The sequence below is a fragment of the Nocardia anaemiae NBRC 100462 genome, assembly GCF_001612725.1.
Taxonomy (GTDB): domain Bacteria; phylum Actinomycetota; class Actinomycetes; order Mycobacteriales; family Mycobacteriaceae; genus Nocardia; species Nocardia anaemiae.
Window position 1 is genome coordinate 95,908 of sequence record NZ_BDAZ01000004.1, and the last position, 16,602, is coordinate 112,509.

The following is a 16,602-nucleotide window of genomic DNA, read 5'->3' on the forward strand; positions in this document are numbered from 1 at the left end:
TTCGGGCAATCGTCGCCCGCGTTGAGTCTGCGGGCGCTCAGATGGTTCCGGCTGTGACCACGATGGTGGTCCAGCCGCCGAGGTGGATGCGGTCACCGCTCTGGAGCGGGACGGGCACCTCGGCGGGGATCAGGTCCTCGCTGTCATTGAGGCTGGTGCCGTTGGTGGAGCCGAGATCGGTGATGGTTATGCCGGTTTCGGTGATGCGCAGGATCGCGTGGGCGCGGGAGACACCGGCATCGGTGGGGGCGATGCCCAGGTCGATCTCGGGTTGCAGGCCCTGTGAGACGCTGTGTTTGCCGATCAGGATATCGTTGCCGCGCAAGGTGATTCGGCGCTCCGGATAGAACGCCGGGAATTCGACCTGATCGGCGTCGGGACCTTTGCGGGCCTGCACCCGGTCATAGAACTCGCGATCGGCGGTGATCGTGGCGACCCATGTCAGCGCGCGCGCTGGGCCCTGGACCTCGGCCGCGGTGGCGATTTCGGTGGCCGCGGACGCATGCGGCACCGGCGTCGGCAGCGCCGAATCCGCGCCGCAGACTTCACAGAAACGGCCGGTGCTCGGCGACCCGCACGACGGGCACAGCGCCGCCGCGCTCGTCGGTGCGGGCGCGCCGATCGGCGAACCGCACACATCGCAGTAATCCGTCGCGACGGACTGATGCCCGTCCGGACAGGTGGCAATCGCCATCACCCCTCCTTGCGTACCCGCGCCGTCTTGGTCGAGCGTGCGTCCAAGGCCATTTCGTCCGCGGCCTCGACCCTGGCGCGCAACCGCACCGTGCCATTGCGCTCGTCGACCTCGACAACGCCGCGCAACAGCTTCGCGGTGCCCTCGTTCCCGGATTCGGCGGCGAGTTCGACCGCGCGCCGCAGCTTCGCCGTCGCGGTCTCCACATCACCGTTCTTACGCGCGCTCAACCCCTCCTGCACGACCTGCGCGAGTTCGGCCTGCCCGGTGTAATGCGCGACGCGCCTGCTGATTCGGGCCGACAGCTCGGTCTCGGTGGTCCACACCGCGCGCACCAATCCCTGCCCGACCACCTCGTCTCCCGCGACCACACTGATGCGGGCCGCGAGCTTCTCCCGTCCGGGCGCGGCGGGCTCGACCCGCACCTGCACGTGATAGTCGCGGTCCTCCGCACCCCACGCCCCGAGCGGGTACTCCCCCAGTTGCGGTCCGGCATCGGTGCGGCGCGCGGTCAGATCCTCGATCGTCGGCGCGACCTGCTTGACGAACTGGACGGTGGCACCGGCCGGTGTCCAGACCCGCAGGGTGAGTTCCGGAATCGCCTTTGCCATCGATGTCTGCGTCATGGCGGCGAAGTCCGCGGCCAGATTCGCCGGATCCGCGACGATATCGACGGTGCCGTGCAGCGCCGAGGCGATGGTGCGCAATTCGTCCACCTGCCAGTCGGTTCCGACGCCTCGGCAGTCGCAGGTGAAGATCCCCTCGGACTGCTTTATTTCGGCGGCCAGCGCCGTGGGCTCCTCGTGTTCGTTCTTGCCGTCGGTGAGCAGAATGGCGTGCACCATCGCACCCGGATGTTTCTTGGTCAGCTGACGGGTGAGCCCGAGCCAGGTGCCCATGGCGGTGCCGCCGTTGGGGCGCAACTTATCCAGCGCGCGCCGGGCCGCGGCCCTGGTGTCGCGGTTGACCGGCACCGATGGCTGATCACTCGGATAGGTCAGCCGCGCCATCGACGTGCCCTCGATGATCGCGAACCGGGTGCCGTCCTTCAGCACATCGAGTGCGGCCAGGGTGGCTCGGCGCGCACCCTCGAACTTCTTCCCGGTGGCCATCGATCCGGAGCAGTCGATGATCAGCACCTCCAGCCGCTCCGGCTCCGGTCCGGCCGCCACGAAATCCGCACCGGTCTCCACGGTCACCACCGCGTCGACCGTGTCCGCGCCCTCGGCCAGATGTTCGTTCTGGTCTATCGCTACCGAAATGCCGTTATCCGCAATCGAACTCACTGTGCTACTCCTGCATCGACCGATGGCCCGATCGGCACCAGCGCGACGGTGATGTTGTCGCTCCCCCCGGACCGTAGTGCAAATTCGACAAGCACCCGCGCGGCCTGCTCGCGCGGTAATCCGCTGACCATCCGCGCGAGCGCCGTCGGATCGGAGATGTAGTTCCAGAGTCCGTCACTGCACAGCAACAGCACCCCGGGACCCGTGGTGTGAAAGGTCTTCACACATCGGTCCGACCATGGTTTGTCCTCGCTGTCCGCACCGAGCCAGCGCAGCAAGGTATGGGCCCGCGGATCCCGCATCGCGGCCTGCTCGTCCATGGCACCGGCATCGACGAGCGCCTGTGCCCACGAGTCGTCGACGGTCAACCGGGTCGACGGCAGATTCCCACCCGCGATCGGCTCGATGCCGCTGCCCTGCAACCAATATGCCCGGCTGTCACCGACATTCGCGACGGTGATCTCCACTCCGTCGCCACCGTATCCGCGCACGATGGCCGAAACATACGTGCATGAGGGAGCGTGACCATCGTGCCGCGCGATATCCCGCACGGCCCGCGACGCGGCCGTGAGCCCGGCCAACACCACTGCCGTGCCGGATCGTGCCTCGGCCAATGCGGTGAGGCAGGCATCGACGCCCGCCCGCGCCGCCGCACCCGAGGCCGCCTGCGGATCGTCGGAGGTGGAGACACCGTCGCTGACCGCGATAACGGTGACGATCGGGCGATCGGCCCCGTCCTCCACTACCGCGGCGGCGACCGCATCTTCATTGCGCGCGTGCGCGATACCGCGATCGGTCATGACATACACCGCGCCGAGATCAGCCTCGAATCGGTCCGGCTGCGGCCGCAATTGACCGCAGCCGCCGCAATAGCCGTCGGCGTCGTAGCGGGTGCCGCCGCAGCCCTCACACGTCGGCGCCGCGTTCGGATCCGACCGCGGCAGCGCGATTCGGCGCGCACCGAGTTCGCGGCCGCAGGCCTCGCAGAACCGGTCGGCCACCCCGACCCGCGCCGCGCATTCCGGACACCGCCGCTCTACCGCGGTCTCGGGCTGGGTCATAGGGTCGTCCTCGGCCGGATCGCATTGGCCCGATCCACCAGCTCGAATCGGGTCCACATATCTTCGGTTTCGCGGGCGAGGTCGCGATAGCAGCGCTCCAAACCGGTTCGTACTCCATCCTGATCGAGGTTGGCGCCGAGCAGCGCCCCGTGTGTTGTCGGTGCTTTACCCGCACGTAGCCATTTCAATGCGGCATCCAGCACCCGCATCCGCACCTGTGCGCCACGGCTTTTCGATTCGATCCGCAATGCCTCGACCCGTCCGCCCGCGTCGCGCAGCAGCGCTTCGGACAGTTCGTCGGGGGTGCGGTCGGCCAGCATTATCTCCACGGCAGTCAGCCGTGCCTCGGTGTAGAGCGCCGAGGCCGAATCCACCTGATCGAGTATGGCGACGGCGCCGTCGCGATCGCCGTCCGCATTGCGCAGGCGGGCCAGTCCGAAGGCGGCGCTGACGAAGCCGTGGTCGGTGCGCCAGATCGTGTCGTAGTAGCGTGCGGCCTGTCGCCGATCCGGCTGTGCGCCGGTCAGTTCGGCGACGGCCGCCTGCGCCAGTTTCGGTGCGGCCTCGCCGGGCAATGCGGCGTACACGGCATCGAATTCGGCATGGGCCGCATCGATATTGCCCGCGAGCAGTTCGGCTTGGCCGCGATACCAGGCCAGCCGCCAGTCACCGGGCAGGGTGGTGGCGAGTTCGTCGAGTCGGCGCAGTGCATCGGCCGGATCGCCGATCTCGAGGGCGGCGCGCACCAGCCGCAATGGAATCTCCAAGGACGCGCCGCGAGTCATGAGTACCGAGCGCAGCCCCGCCTCGAAGGCCGGTTCCAGTTCGGCGGGTGAGGTGCCGCCGGTGGTCGCCAGTAGAGCCGCACCGCTGTCGTTCGGATCGACCAGCGGAACCGGCAGTGCCGCAACGATACTCGTCGGTGTCGGTGCTTCCTGAACACCGAATACGCCGCGTGGTGGCCCGAAGTAGGCCGACATACCGGGACGCGGCACCCCGTCATCGATGCTCAGCACCTCCCGCAGCACGCCGGTCAGCTGATCGGCCATCTCCTCCATCGAGGAGAAGCGCGCCTCCGGATCGGCGTCGGTGGCGCGCAGGATGAATCGGTGCAGCGAATCGTATTTCGCCAGTAGCGGTTCGGCGTCCGGGGCGGGCAGCGCGCCGAAATGTCCGCCCTGCTGGGAAACATTCATCAGCAATACCGCGAGGGTGCGGCCGACGGTGTAGACCTCGGTGGCGACGGTCGGCCCGGTTTCGGAGATTTTCGGATCCTGATATCCGATAGTGCCGTAGATGGGGCTGTCCTGATCGTCCATGGCGATCACCGCGCCCATATCGATGAGTTTGAGCTGCTCATCGGTCTGCATCACATTGTCGGGCTTGAAATCACAGTAGGCCAGGCCGAGCGAATGCAGGTAGCCGAGGGCGGGCAGGATCTCCAGAATGTAGGCGATGGCCCGCGGCGGCGGGAGGTAGCTGCCATCGGCATCGCGGCTGGCGCGCAGGATCTGCCTGAGCGAGGTCCCGCCGACGTACTCCATGACGATGTAGCCCACCGCGATACCGTCGGTGCCGCGGTGCTCGACGAAGTTGTAGATCTTGACGATGCTGGGATGTTCGACCTCGGCGAGGAACCGTTTCTCGGCGACCGCGGCCGCCATCGCGTCCAGATCCCCGGAATTGAGTAGACCTTTCAGCACTACCCAGCGGTTGGCGACATTGCGGTCGGTGGCCAGATAGATCCAGCCGAGCCCGCCGTGCGCCAAACAGCCGACGACCTCGTACTGTCCGCCGACCAGATCGCCCTTGCTCAACTTCGGTGTGAACGAGAACCTGGTGCCGCAATTGGGGCAGAAGCCCTCGGTGCGGCCGGGCGTACCGTCACGGCCGCGGCCGACCGGTCGTTCGCATTTGCCGCAGAAGCGCTTGCCCTCCGCGACCTGCGGATCGGTCAGGACCGCGGTGGCCGGGTCGATGCGCGGCATCCGCGGCACCTCCACCATGCCCGCGCCGAGTCGGCCGCGAGCGCTGGATTTCGATGACGTCCGTCCCGTGCGCACCGAACGTCCGGAGGCGCGGGTGCTTCCGGAACGCACCGATAGTGCGGAAGTCTTGCCCGGAGCTGTCCCGCAGGCGTCACAGTACCCACCGACGATGGTTCCGCCGCAGCCTGGCTCGGCACAGATAGCCTGTTGTGATTCAGCCGGGGCCGTCCCGCAGGCGCCACAGTAGCCGTCGACGATGGTTCCACCGCAGCCCGGTTCTGCGCACGGCTGCTCCTCGCTCGAAACCCCCTGCGGGACGCGCACTTCCGCCGATACCGTGGTCGCCTCGGCGGGCGCGGTGCCGCACACCGTGCAGTAACCGTCTTCGATCGTGCCGTCGCAGCCCGGCTCATTACAGGTCATCTGCCCCGCCCCGATTTCTCCCCGATGATCTGCTGGAAGTCGGCAACCGCCCGGGTAACGGCCGCCAGGTCGCACGGTCGCCGCGCGAGCAGACCCGCCGCGATCTGATTGCAGGCCAAGACATCTCGGTCCTCGCTGACGCCGAGCCGAGCCGCCTTCGCCTGATAGGCGGCCAGCCGCCCACGCAATTCGCTGCGCCGATCGAGCAGGCCCTGAGCCAGCTTCTGCGCGGTGGCCGCCCCGGCGGTCGCGTCGGCGATCCGCATTCGCAACCGCACCAAATCCGCTGCCGCAACCGATTTCGGCGATAACGCGTCGAGTTCCGTTTCGAGCGCGGCGGTGTTGTCCTCGTATGTCGGCAGCGGGCCCGCCAGAATCTTCGCCTCGACCCGCGCCCTTGCCTCCGCCGCGCGGGCTCGGGTTTCGCGTAGCGCCGCCAAGCGCCTGCGCGTCTCGGCGATGGCGGCGGCCCAATCTGCCGCTACCGCATCGAGTTCGGCGAGGATCGTGGCAACGTGCCGCAACTGCTCGGACAACTCGGCGACGCGCGCATCGATCTCCGGCGCCGTCAGTGCGAGCGGGTCGGTCGCGGAACGGCTCAGCAATTCGGCGATGCCGTCGCCGATCGCGCGCAGCTGGGGGGTCTCGCCCCCGGCCGCGCCCGCCTTGTCCAGGGTTTCCTGCAGCGGCGCGAGGCCCGCCATCACCCGGCTGTTCACCGCGTCGACCGCGTCGAAGAATTCGGCGATTTCCGGGAAGGTGGCCCGCATGCGATCAACGGTATCGGCGAGTCCGACGAATAAAACCTCTTCGGCGGGTCCGGTGAGCGAACGTTGCGCCATCGGTATCGGCGTGCGCGCGGCCTCATAGGGACGCCCGCGCAGCAGTCGGGTGAGTTCGGCGCGCTCACCATCGTCGAGGCGGGTCCGAGTGCCGCGCACCTTGCGCGCCGAATCCAAGATGATCTGCAGACGGCTGTAGTCCTCCCACATCAGCGCGAGCGCGGCGCGGACCGGCAGCCAGCGCTGTTCGGTCACACCGGAGGGCGGATAGCGCTGCAGCAGTGTGTGGCCCTGATGCTTGTCCAGTTCCAGCAGGGTGGCCGTGATGGCATCGAATTCGATTGTGCGGGTTGTCAATTCGGCATCGATTTCGGAAAGAGTGAGTAGCTGCATGGTCTCACTCTTTGTAACGCAGGTCCGGTGGACCCGGCGACGGGCCGAGGGCGCTGAGTCTGGTGTTGTAGAGCTGCTGCCAGGTGCCGTCACCGCGGATGCGTTCGAGCACGCCGTTGACGAAGCGGACCAGATCCGGATGCCCCTGCGCGATGCCGACCGCGTAGGCGCCGGTGCCGATCACCTCCCCGACGATCTCGAGATTTCGGTCTTGGGCCACCAGACCGACGAGGATCGGATCGTCGCCGCTGATCGCGTCCACGTGGCCCTGTTGCAACGCGGCCAGACAGTCGGTCCAGTTGGACGCGCCGAGGACGACGGGCCGCTTGGCCAGGCTGAACAGTGGTCCGGGCGAGGTGGTGCCCCGGGTGACGCACACCCGCTTGCCGCCCAGATCCGCGCTGGATCGGATGCCGGAGTTGCGGGCGGCCAGAAGACGTTGGGTCGCACGGTAATAGACGCCGGAGAAGTCGACGTCACGACGCCGCTCACAGGTCGCCGAGAAGGTGCGCACAATCAGGTCGACCTGTTTGTTCTGCAGGGCCGGTATCCGCTCGGCCGCGGTGACCGACCGCAATTCGATCCGGTCCGGATCACCGAAGAGGGATCGGGCGATCTCGCGCGCAATATCGATATCGAAGCCCTCGAGCTGTCCGCTGCTGGGATTGCGGAAGCCGAACAGGTAGGTGTTCTGATCCACCCCGACCCGCAGTTTGCCACTGGCGACGATGGCCGCCATCGCCGAACCCGACGGCATCGCACCGGGACTCGGCAACGGACCTGGACGCAGGGTGGTCTCCGGATCGCAATTGCCGCCGGATTCGGACTGCGGCGGTGTCGTGATCTCGACGAGATCGGGTTTGGGGTTGACCGCGGCCACATTCGTGGAGGCGGGGGCCTGGATGCCGGAACCGCATGCGGTCACCAGCGCGACCAACGCCATCCATCCGAATCCGGACCGCCGCAGGGTGATTCGCCGTCTCACAGGAACTCCTTCACCCGTGGCCAGAGGCCGGTGACGGTCGATGCCGCAGCGCCGAACAGGAGTACCAGTGTCCCGGCGGGGCTGAGCGTCAATGTCGCACCCGCCGAGTCGACCCCGACGCGCAAATCGCCGCGTTCCTGAATGAGGTTGTCGCGCAACAGCTGATCGAGATGGGCGAACAATGTCGCCGAGGTCTCCGGACCCGTACCGATCGCCTGAGCGACGGCCGCGGGGTAGTTCGCCGCCTCGTAGGCATCACGCTGTTTGGCATGTCCGGCGGTCCAGCCCAGCACACCGCGCGAGGCCGCGGAGTCCGGGCCGGTGACCGTCGCCAACCGGTCCGTCAGTTCGGTGGTGTGCTTGCGGTAATCGGTTTCGCTCGTGGTGATATCGCCGCGGGTGATCAGCTCCAGGGTTTCGTCGGTGCGCGCTTGCTGGGCAAGGATCCTGGCCTGGGTCAGGGTTTCGAAGCGACTGGTCGCCCCGGATTTACCGGTATCGAGTGCGACGGCGGCGATGATCGTCGCGGCGACCACCCAGAACAGCGCGAGGCCCGTAGCGCCCGCGGCGACCGCGAGACCGAGGTTCACCCGGCGATTGGTGCGGTGCAGCAGGACCCAAGTGCCGCCGCCACAGCCGATGAGCACCAGTATCAGCAGCACCATGGTGGTCCACGGCAGCGCGCCGATATCGTGCTGATCCCGGCGGACCGCGGCCATGCGGTCCTTGCTGAGTGTTTCGGCGTTGGGCAGCAACGAATTCTGCATCAACAGTGAGGCCTCGCGCAGATAGGACGAACCGACCGGGAAGCCCTGCCGGTTGTTCGCCCGTGCGGTTTCGACCAGGCCGGTGTAGGCGGGCAGGTCGGCGGCGATCTTGGCGACGATATTCCTGGTCTGTTGATCGGCGGCTCCGGCGGTCGCCTCCGCGAGTGCGGCCGCCGCTTCGGCGAGTGCCTGCTGATATCGCGCGCGCACTTCCGGTGATTCGATGCCGCCGGACAGGAAGGCCGTGGCCGCGGACGCGTCGGCGGCCGACAGCGCGACATACAGGGTCTGCGCGGCGTAGGCCAGCGGTTCGGTGCGTTCCAGCACAGCATCGCGCCGAGCGATCTTGCCGCTCAATTGATCTGCGGAGGTCAACCCGGCGAGCAGACACAACACGACGGTGACGACGGCGACCGCGCCGATGGCACCCGGAGTCGTCCCGGCGAAGCGCCGTACCCACGCACCCCCGTTGCGCATGGTCGCTGGTAGGCGAATCTCCAACACCGCCCCCCTTCATCTACCCGGCCGGTGTTCCCGATCGCGATAGTACGGGAGGGAATTCGGGTTTGCCGCCCATCACGGCGGGGGCATCGAAATCGGCGGTCGATCCGGTGTCACATCGAGCAGCGGTGCGAGGTTCGGTGTCCAGCGCGGGTACTGAGTGAAGATCTCCCCGAAGGATTTCGACGGTTTGCCGAGCTTCACTCCCGCCGCCCTGTCTTCGCGCAGTTCGTGCTGCAGCGATTCCACCGAGCGCACCAATCCGGTGTGCAGACTGCGCTGTTCGATGGCGGCACTGCGGCCGGTGATCCCGATCGCGCCGATGAACGCACCCGAGCTGTCGCGCACCGCCGATGCCACACAACTCCAGCCGACCGCCGTCTGCTCACGCTCGTGCGCGAACCCGGTATCGCGGGCCTCGTCGAGCAGTGCCCGCAGTTTGCGCGGATCGGTCACCGAGTACTGGGTCAGCGGCGCCCAGCGCATGGCGAGGATCTGTTCGGCCTGTTCCTCGTGGGCGGCGATCTGCAGCCGCCCCGCGGCGGTGAGGACCATACTCGGCCCGAACGATGCCAGGCTCGGCCAGTTCTGCCGCTTCATCACCTCGGCGTAGTTGCGGCCGAACGCCGAACCGTTGAGGGTCAGCTCCCCGCCGTACAGGCTTGCGCACCAGACGATTTCGCCGCGCGTGCGCAGGTACAGGTCCTGGATGTAGGGCTGCGCGGTGACGACGAAACCGTGCTGCTGGGCCGCGCGCAAACCGTGGTAGATCAGCAGCGTGCCCGCCCGGTAGCCGTCCGGGGTCACTTCGAGCATGCCGCGTCGGGCCAGATCGTTGGCGATACGACGGACGGTTGGTTTCGGAATGCCGGTACGGCGCGTCAGCGTGGCCAACGAGACCGGATCCCGGGAATCGGCGACCGCCTCGATGATCGCGACGGCGCGCCCGACCACGGTTTTGTCATCGGGCATATCGATGAGTGTGCGACCGCATCGGCACGGGTGTCAAACCGATACCGCGTTGGACGGCCGTTGGTTATTCGTTGGTCGGTGCCGCGAATCTCATGGGGCCGAAACGTACCGACCCATGTTCGGTACCGACCCCCAACGCACCTCTATCCAACCCTCCAGCCTCGCACCCCGGGGGGACCGTAATCAATGCGCGCACAGCCAATTTCGATGAACGTGTCACTCAGTGATACGGCGGGGATGTTTCCGCACCGGATTTGCCGGACGCTGATTCCACGTCCCGTCCACCGGGCTTGGCGCGCAGGAAAGTGAGCCCAGTGAAGTACCTACTTACCGCCGTTCTCGCGGTGGTCGCGGCGGCCGCGGTTTTTCTCGCGGTCGGCAAGTCGAATCTCGATATCCATCTGCCACAGGTAGATCAGGCGTCGAATCAGGACCAGACCACCGGTGAGAGCACCGGATCCCGTGGTGGAAACGGCAATTCGAATACAAACAACAATTCTGATTCCACCAAGCCCACCGGCCCGACGACAACGGACAAGACCAAGAAGCACACCGTCGTCTTCGATGTGAGCGGCAGCGGCAAGGTTCGCGACCTCAGCTGGAGTGACGGCGCCAGCAGCTACCTCGGCGCGGGCGCTACCACACTGCCCTATTCGCGCACCCTGGTCAGCAACCGGTCCGGTGGTTTCGTCGTCTTCATCGAGGGCACGCCCGATCCCGCCGGTGCGGCCCACTGCAAGATCACCGTCGACGGCAAAGTCGTCGCCGAGCAACAGTCCACCGCTCGCGGATTGTCGTGCCGCGCAGAAATTTCCAACTAATCGGAGCCAGGAATGCGTGAGGATACTCGTTTCAAACTCACCCAGGCCGGAGTGAGCGCCAGCCGGGTGTTCCCGTTCTATGTCGTCTGCGATGTCTCCCGTTCGATGTGGGACCCCGCGTGGACCGACCAGAAGATCACGCCACTGGAGACGGTGGAGCAAGCGCTGCCGGACATGCTCAATGTGCTCGAGGAGGATCCGACCACCTATGACACCGCGCATCTTTCGGTCGTCGCCTTCGGTGATTCCGCCGTCGCGGTGCTGCCCTTGACCCCGCTGCGCATCGACCCATCCATTCCGGCGCTACCGCGCCAGGGCGCGACCGACTACGCGGACGTATTCCGTTATCTGGACCGACAATTGCGCGCCGACCACAAGCGCTTCGCCAGCGCCCGATTGGACACCTACACCCCGGTGATCTTCTTCCTCACCGACGGAAATCCGCAAGTGCGCGGCAAATTCCAGCCCGACAATGTCTGGGTGCCGGTGCGGGCCGGACTGGAGGCGCCCGGCCACCCGTTTCGACCGGTAGTGGTGGCACTCGGCATCGGCGATGTGCGTGAGGAGACGGTCCGGCAGTTGCGCTCGCGCAATCCGGTCGGCGTCGCCTGTGTCGCCGAGGGCAGTGTGGCGCCGGGAGATCTGTTGCGCGCCATCATCAACAGCATCAAGTTCTCGATCAGCAGCAGTGTCGGGCAGGGCAGGTTCCTGTTCCGTACGCCCCTCGGCATGCGGGAACTGGACTGAATAGCCATGACGCTGAATACGTTTCGTCGCCGACCGATTCTGTTCGTAGTCGCGACCGCGCTGCTGGGCACGCTGCTGTCGATCATCGTGCAGGTGCTGGCCGATAGCGGCCCCGACGGCTGGACCACGGCCGCGGTCGCCGAGCGAGTGGCCCACGATGTCTCGGGCTGCCCGCAAGTGCCGGAAGCCGCTGTCGGTCGGTTGAAATCGCCAGTGCGCGCGGAACTGCGCGACAAATTCGGCAATACCTGCGCACCGATCTCGGGCCTGCCGATTATCTTGGCCAGCGGCAGCCAGTTGCCGAAACCGCAGTCGGAGCCGATTCTGCTGCACGATATCGGTAGCCAGCAGGTCAGCGCCCGGCCCTCCGGCGAATTCGGTGACGTGCTGCTGGTCTCGATCGCCGACCCGGCACCCGATCGCGGATTATGGTGGCTGCCAACGACTCTGATGTGCCTGCTCGCCGCGACGGCGACCGGAGCCGCGGTCGTGCTGGTGCGGCCCGGACCTGGAACCAGTTCGGTCGTGCCGATCGCCGATCGTGGCGGTCCGGAACGCTCCGAGCTGGCCGAGGGTGCCGAGGCCGCCCGCCCGGTCGAACTACCCGCATTGACCACCTCTGGCGTGAGCGGACTCACCGTCGACCGTGGCCGCAGCGGCCGTTACGACGTGTACGCCGCCACGCAGGTGGGACTGTCGCACGCGAAGGACGGCCACACGCGCGAGGACGCCTACGCCATCGGAGGCGACCCGGATCGCGGCTGGGTCTACCTCGCGGTCGCCGACGGGCTCGGCTCGGCCGCCAATTCCCATGCCGCCGCCCAGCGTGCGACCCGCGCCTGCCTGACGCTGCTGCACCGGTATGCGAGTTCGCTCGATCGCATCGGATATCCGTCCACCTGGGAGCCGCTCGCCGCGGAGATCACCGCGAAGGTGGCCGCCCAACTCGACACGGGGACGATCGACGAACTGGCCGCCCAGATCGATTACCGCAGCCCGCACGGCGCAAGCGATAACAAGCGCACCTCGAGCCCGGCCTGCACCTTGGCCTTCGCCGCGCTCGGCCCGGTTTCGGCGGACGGCTACCCGCTGGCCTGGGCGACCATCGGCGATTGCGATCTACTGCTGGTGGACCTGGATTCCGGTGCCACCAAATGGCTTACCCAGCACACGACCAAGCGCGGCATGATCAGCAATGTCACGCCGTCGCTGCCACGCGATGCCGATCGCGTGATCGCCGGGCTCACCTTCGTGCCGTCGAATCTGATGGTGGTGCTGGCCAGTGACGGGATGGCCGACGCGATCCGGCTGGTGCCCGAACAATTCGCCACGCTGCTGCCGCAGATCGCCGGGCCGCGGCCCGCCGAGCATGTTTTCGGACAGCTCGTCGGATTCGACCTGCCCGGCCTGCACGATGACCGCACCATCGTCGCGGCCTGGCCGACACGCGGGCGCGGGCCCGCCCGGAACATACGTTAGGCGGGGGCTATGACAATGCCGGGGTGGTCGGCAGCCGGACGTACCGAGTACCGCTTGGACGAACTGCGCATCATGGGCGATTTTCCGCTGGGTGAGGGCGGTTCCGCGCAGGTGTGGCGGTGTACGACACCGGATGAGGTGTCGGTCGCGTTCAAGCGCTATGACCGGGATACGGTGCGTCAATTGCGGCCGCGGGTGCTGCGTGAGTTGGTCGCCTGGCCACACCGGCTGGATCAGGACGACCGCAAGCGCCTGCTGGAGCTGTGCGCGTGGCCGCATGCAGTGGTCGTCGAAAACGAAACGGTGGTAGGCATTCTCATGCCACTGGCGCCACGCGAATTCTTTTTCGAATCGCGCAGCGGTCCGCAGCCGCGGGCCTTCACCCGGGTCGCGGTGCGGGTGTCGGATGCGCAGAAGCGCGGGCACACCTATTTCGATTTCCCGCACAAGATCGCGCGACTGGGGCAGTTGCTGGTGGATCTGCAGTTCCTGCACGATAACGACATCGTGGTCGGGGACCTACAGCCCAACAACATCCTGACCACCGACGCGCGGCCGGTCGACGGTGTCGTCTCGGCGCACAACTACTTCCTGGACTGCGATTCCTTCCTCATCGGCGGCCGCGGCGCGACCCCGCGACTCGATCCGCTGCCGTGGCGGCCGCCGTATCCGGTGCAGCAGTTCACCGCGACCACCGATCTCTTCAAATTCGCGTTGCTGATGATCCGTTGCCTCGCCGAGGATCTGGCCGCGAATCGGCTCGACTATCGGCAGTACGCCCAGTTGCTGCCCAGCGGGGATTTCCAGAAGGTCGACCGGCTGCTGACCACCCCGCATCCGGATCTGACCTCCGCCGATCTGCGGGCGCTCGCACTGGCCTGGCAGTCGGTGGTGCGGCCGGACGGTCGGGTGTATCGGCGGACCGACTTCGCGCTGCGCGAACCATGGAACGAGCAGACTCGCGCCGCGCACTTCACCGGGTTCGCCGCGTCCGCGCCGACGAGTACTGCACCGCGCCAACGTATTTCACCTGTTGTGGTGGTCGCGTGGATCGCATTGTTCATCGTGCTGCTCACCATCGTGATCTCGCTCGCATGATCAGGAATGAACCGATGTCCGAACCTGCCCTCCTGCTCACCACCGGTGCGATCCGCCATCGGATCTCCGGGCGCACCCATTCCCTCGGCTCCGGATCCGGCGCCGATATTTCGGTCAGCGACGACGGCCCGGCGGGCCAGTGGCTGCGGTTCCGGTATGTCAACGGGTGGGCCATTCGCGCCGTGGATCCGACGATCGAGGCGACCCTCGATGACGAGCCGATCGGCCCGCGTACCTGGACGGCGGTCGATGGTTCCGGGACGCACGAACTGCGGATCGTGGTGCGCGGTCGTATTTTTCGCCTCGTTGTGGCCGAGGCGGACGGCAACAGGAGCTTCACGCCGCCAACGGCTGTCGGTTCTTCGGGTCGAGGACCGGATCCGACGGTCGACCCCCGCGCATCGCGAACGCCGTCCCCACCTGCTGCGGTCCGACCGACGGCGCGCAGTGGGCATGGCGCCGCGGCGAATCCCCGGCCGGTCAACCCCGCCGCGGCCGCGACCCAGCCCCCTCCCAGACGCGCACATTCGACCCCGCCAGCCGCTCGCACGCCGAAAGCACGCCCGATAGCCGACCCGACGCTGATCGATGAGCCCGCGCAAGCATTGCCGATAGGCATCGCCCATCACACTTCCCCGCAACCCGATCCCACACCGCGACAACAGGTCTCATCGGCGCCTGGATCGTGGTCGGTGCCGAGCGATCGGCCGCTCGCGATCGGCCGCGCGGGTGGTGATGCGGAAATCGCCCTGCCCGGCCTGGATCTGGCGCATCGGCACGCGACGGTGCGCTGGACCGGGCGTGCAGTGGAGTTGCGCGGACTCGCCACCAATGCGCGGCCGTTCGTCGACGGCAAACCCGTACTGCACGCGCGACTGCGGGTCGGCGAGCAATTCATGTTGGCGCATCACACCTTCGAGGTATCGGGCCCCGCCCAGCTGACACTGGTACCCGCCGCGGTCATCGCGCGCGAACCGCTGCTGCGCTTCGACGGCGTGAGCCTGCGGTATCGGGGTCGTACCGAACCCACCCTGCGCGATCTGACCTTCGAACTCGGGCGCGGTGAGGTTCTGGCCGTGATCGGACCGTCCGGGGCCGGGAAGTCCACCATGTGTTCCGGTCTGCTCGGCGAGGTCGCACTGGCGGCGGGCTCGTTGCGGCTCGGCCGAGTCGACCTGGTCGCATCCCGAATGCAGGCCAGTCATCTGGTTTCCTTTGTGCCGCAACAGCCCGCCATGTTCGGCGATCTCGCGGTGCGCGACGCATTGCTGTGGGTGGCGGGTCTGCGCACGGCCAGCGATACCACCCGGTCCGAGCGGGCGGCCCGGGTCGACACCGTGATCGCCGAGATGGAGCTGGCGGGCGAGATCGGCAAGCGGATCGTCACGCTGTCGGGCGGACAGCGCAAGCGTGTCTCGACCGCCATGGAATTGCTCAGCGATCCGCAATTGCTGGTACTGGACGAGCCGACCTCCGGGTTGGACGAGGGTTTGGACCGCGCCATGATGCAGCGGTTGCGGGTGGTCGCCGAAACCGGTTGCGCTGTCATTGTCGTCACCCATTCGATGGTCAATGTCGACTGCGCCGACAAAGTGCTCGCGGTGACCGGTCGCGGGCGACTCGGATTCTTCGGCCCGCCCCGAGAGTTGTTGGGCGCCTTCGGCGTCGACAGCTACGCCGAGGTGATGGACCGGCTGCGCGCCGACCGGCAGGCGGGGCAACCCGCCGCACCCTCGGCCCCGCAACCGGCCGAGCATGCGGTCCCCGCGCCGATGCGTGGTTCGCTGCACCGGCATCTGCCGCGCCTGATCGGTCGGGAATGGGCCCGCCAGCGCAATGGATTCCGCACGCTCGCACTGGGTTCAGCGGCGGGCATCGGCCTGACCGCCATGCTCGGTGCGGCCGCTTCCGACCAGGGACTCGGCGGTGACCCGCGGGCGATCAGTTCGGTCATGATCGCCTTGATCGTCTGCCTCACCTTTTTCTCGATGGCGCAATCCTTCGCCGCCATCGTCGACGATCGCGTGGTCATCGAACGCGAAGCGCGCTGGGGAATTTCGGCGGCATCAGTGGTGTTGGCGCGCGCGATCACCTGTACGCCGCTCGCGGTGCTGCTGGGTGTGGCATCGACCATCGGCTATCTCGGTATCAAGTCCGGGCCCGCGAATCCGATACTGCCGCAACCCTACGGCCTACTGCTGTTCGCGATTACGCTGCCGCTGGCCGCGATGGCACTCGGGCTGCTGGTATCGGCATGTTCGAAATCATTGCGGCAGGCGGTTTTCGTGCTGATGGGCGTGCTGGCGCTGCAGGTGGTGATGACCGGGCTCGCACCGCCGTTCGAAGGCACGCCCGGTGCGGTACTGCGGATATTCGCGTATGCCGCGCCGTCGCGGTGGGCGGCGGCCGGGCTCGGTGCCGATATCGGACTCACCGGTGGGGCGGATCCACCACCGGGGCAGCAGAAGCCGTTCGCCGATTCGATCTGGACCCACGATCTGCATCACGTCGAGACCGCCGCGGCGGTGCTGGTCGTGATCGCGATCGTCGCCACCGCGTCGACCATTCGGGTGCTGCGGCGGCAGCTGATGGCCATGAAATAGGA

General features: G+C 67.1%; 13 protein-coding genes. 5 read left to right on the forward strand and 8 right to left on the reverse strand.

Going from position 1 to position 16,602, the window contains the following annotated elements:
* Window positions 1-37: 37 nt before the first annotated feature.
* The 8 genes from NA5_RS03840 to NA5_RS03875 form a co-directional block, all read right to left on the reverse strand.
* Window positions 38-694, reverse strand: a complete 657-nt coding sequence (locus tag NA5_RS03840) for a double zinc ribbon and FHA domain-containing protein (protein WP_062981941.1) — start codon at window positions 692-694, stop codon at window positions 38-40.
* Entirely contained in the window at window positions 694-1,980 is a 1,287-nt protein-coding gene (locus NA5_RS03845; protein ID WP_062981943.1) for a vWA domain-containing protein, read from the reverse strand. Before NA5_RS03845 ends, NA5_RS03840 begins: the two co-directional genes overlap by 1 nt.
* Window positions 1,977-3,041, reverse strand: coding sequence for a PP2C family protein-serine/threonine phosphatase (locus NA5_RS03850; RefSeq protein ID WP_062981945.1), 1,065 nt, complete (start codon window positions 3,039-3,041; stop codon window positions 1,977-1,979). Before NA5_RS03850 ends, NA5_RS03845 begins: the two co-directional genes overlap by 4 nt.
* Window positions 3,038-5,452 carry a serine/threonine-protein kinase gene (locus NA5_RS03855; protein WP_084483858.1) on the reverse strand — a complete coding sequence of 805 codons (2,415 nt, stop codon included), beginning with the start codon at window positions 5,450-5,452 and terminating at the stop codon, window positions 3,038-3,040. The genes NA5_RS03850 and NA5_RS03855 overlap by 4 nt, the downstream gene beginning before the upstream one ends.
* Entirely contained in the window at window positions 5,449-6,627 is a 1,179-nt protein-coding gene (locus NA5_RS03860) for a hypothetical protein (protein WP_062981947.1), read from the reverse strand. The genes NA5_RS03855 and NA5_RS03860 overlap by 4 nt, the downstream gene beginning before the upstream one ends.
* Window positions 6,628-6,631: 4 nt before the next feature.
* The gene (locus tag NA5_RS03865) at window positions 6,632-7,570 is read right to left on the reverse strand and encodes a glutamate ABC transporter substrate-binding protein (protein ID WP_062981949.1); all 939 of its coding nucleotides are present in this window, start codon (window positions 7,568-7,570) and stop codon (window positions 6,632-6,634) included.
* A gap of 38 nt (window positions 7,571-7,608) precedes the next feature.
* Window positions 7,609-8,883 (reverse strand): GlnX family signal transduction membrane protein, encoded by a 1,275-nt coding sequence (locus NA5_RS03870; protein ID WP_245672082.1) that lies wholly within the window; start codon window positions 8,881-8,883, stop codon window positions 7,609-7,611.
* 72 nt (window positions 8,884-8,955) lie between these two features.
* A complete protein-coding gene (locus NA5_RS03875) occupies window positions 8,956-9,852 on the reverse strand; it encodes an IclR family transcriptional regulator (RefSeq protein WP_062981953.1) in 897 nt (298 codons plus the stop codon).
* 314 nt (window positions 9,853-10,166) lie between these two features.
* On the opposite strand from NA5_RS03875, the gene NA5_RS03880 reads away from it, so the two are divergent.
* The 5 genes from NA5_RS03880 to NA5_RS03900 are packed head-to-tail and all read left to right on the forward strand — an operon-like array spanning window position 10,167 to window position 16,600.
* Window positions 10,167-10,673 (forward strand): hypothetical protein, encoded by a 507-nt coding sequence (locus NA5_RS03880; protein WP_062981955.1) that lies wholly within the window; start codon window positions 10,167-10,169, stop codon window positions 10,671-10,673.
* A 12-nt stretch (window positions 10,674-10,685) separates the two neighbouring features.
* Complete coding sequence (locus NA5_RS03885) at window positions 10,686-11,420, forward strand: vWA domain-containing protein (RefSeq protein ID WP_062981957.1); 735 nt, start codon at window positions 10,686-10,688, stop codon at window positions 11,418-11,420.
* A gap of 6 nt (window positions 11,421-11,426) precedes the next feature.
* The gene (locus tag NA5_RS03890) at window positions 11,427-12,899 is read left to right on the forward strand and encodes a protein phosphatase 2C domain-containing protein (RefSeq protein WP_062981959.1); all 1,473 of its coding nucleotides are present in this window, start codon (window positions 11,427-11,429) and stop codon (window positions 12,897-12,899) included.
* 9 nt (window positions 12,900-12,908) lie between these two features.
* Window positions 12,909-13,997, forward strand: a complete 1,089-nt coding sequence (locus NA5_RS41165; RefSeq protein ID WP_169811257.1) for a protein kinase family protein — start codon at window positions 12,909-12,911, stop codon at window positions 13,995-13,997.
* Window positions 13,998-14,011: 14 nt separating this feature from the next.
* Window positions 14,012-16,600, forward strand: a complete 2,589-nt coding sequence (locus tag NA5_RS03900) for an ATP-binding cassette domain-containing protein (RefSeq protein ID WP_169811258.1) — start codon at window positions 14,012-14,014, stop codon at window positions 16,598-16,600.
* The last annotated feature ends 2 nt before the right edge of the window (window positions 16,601-16,602 follow it).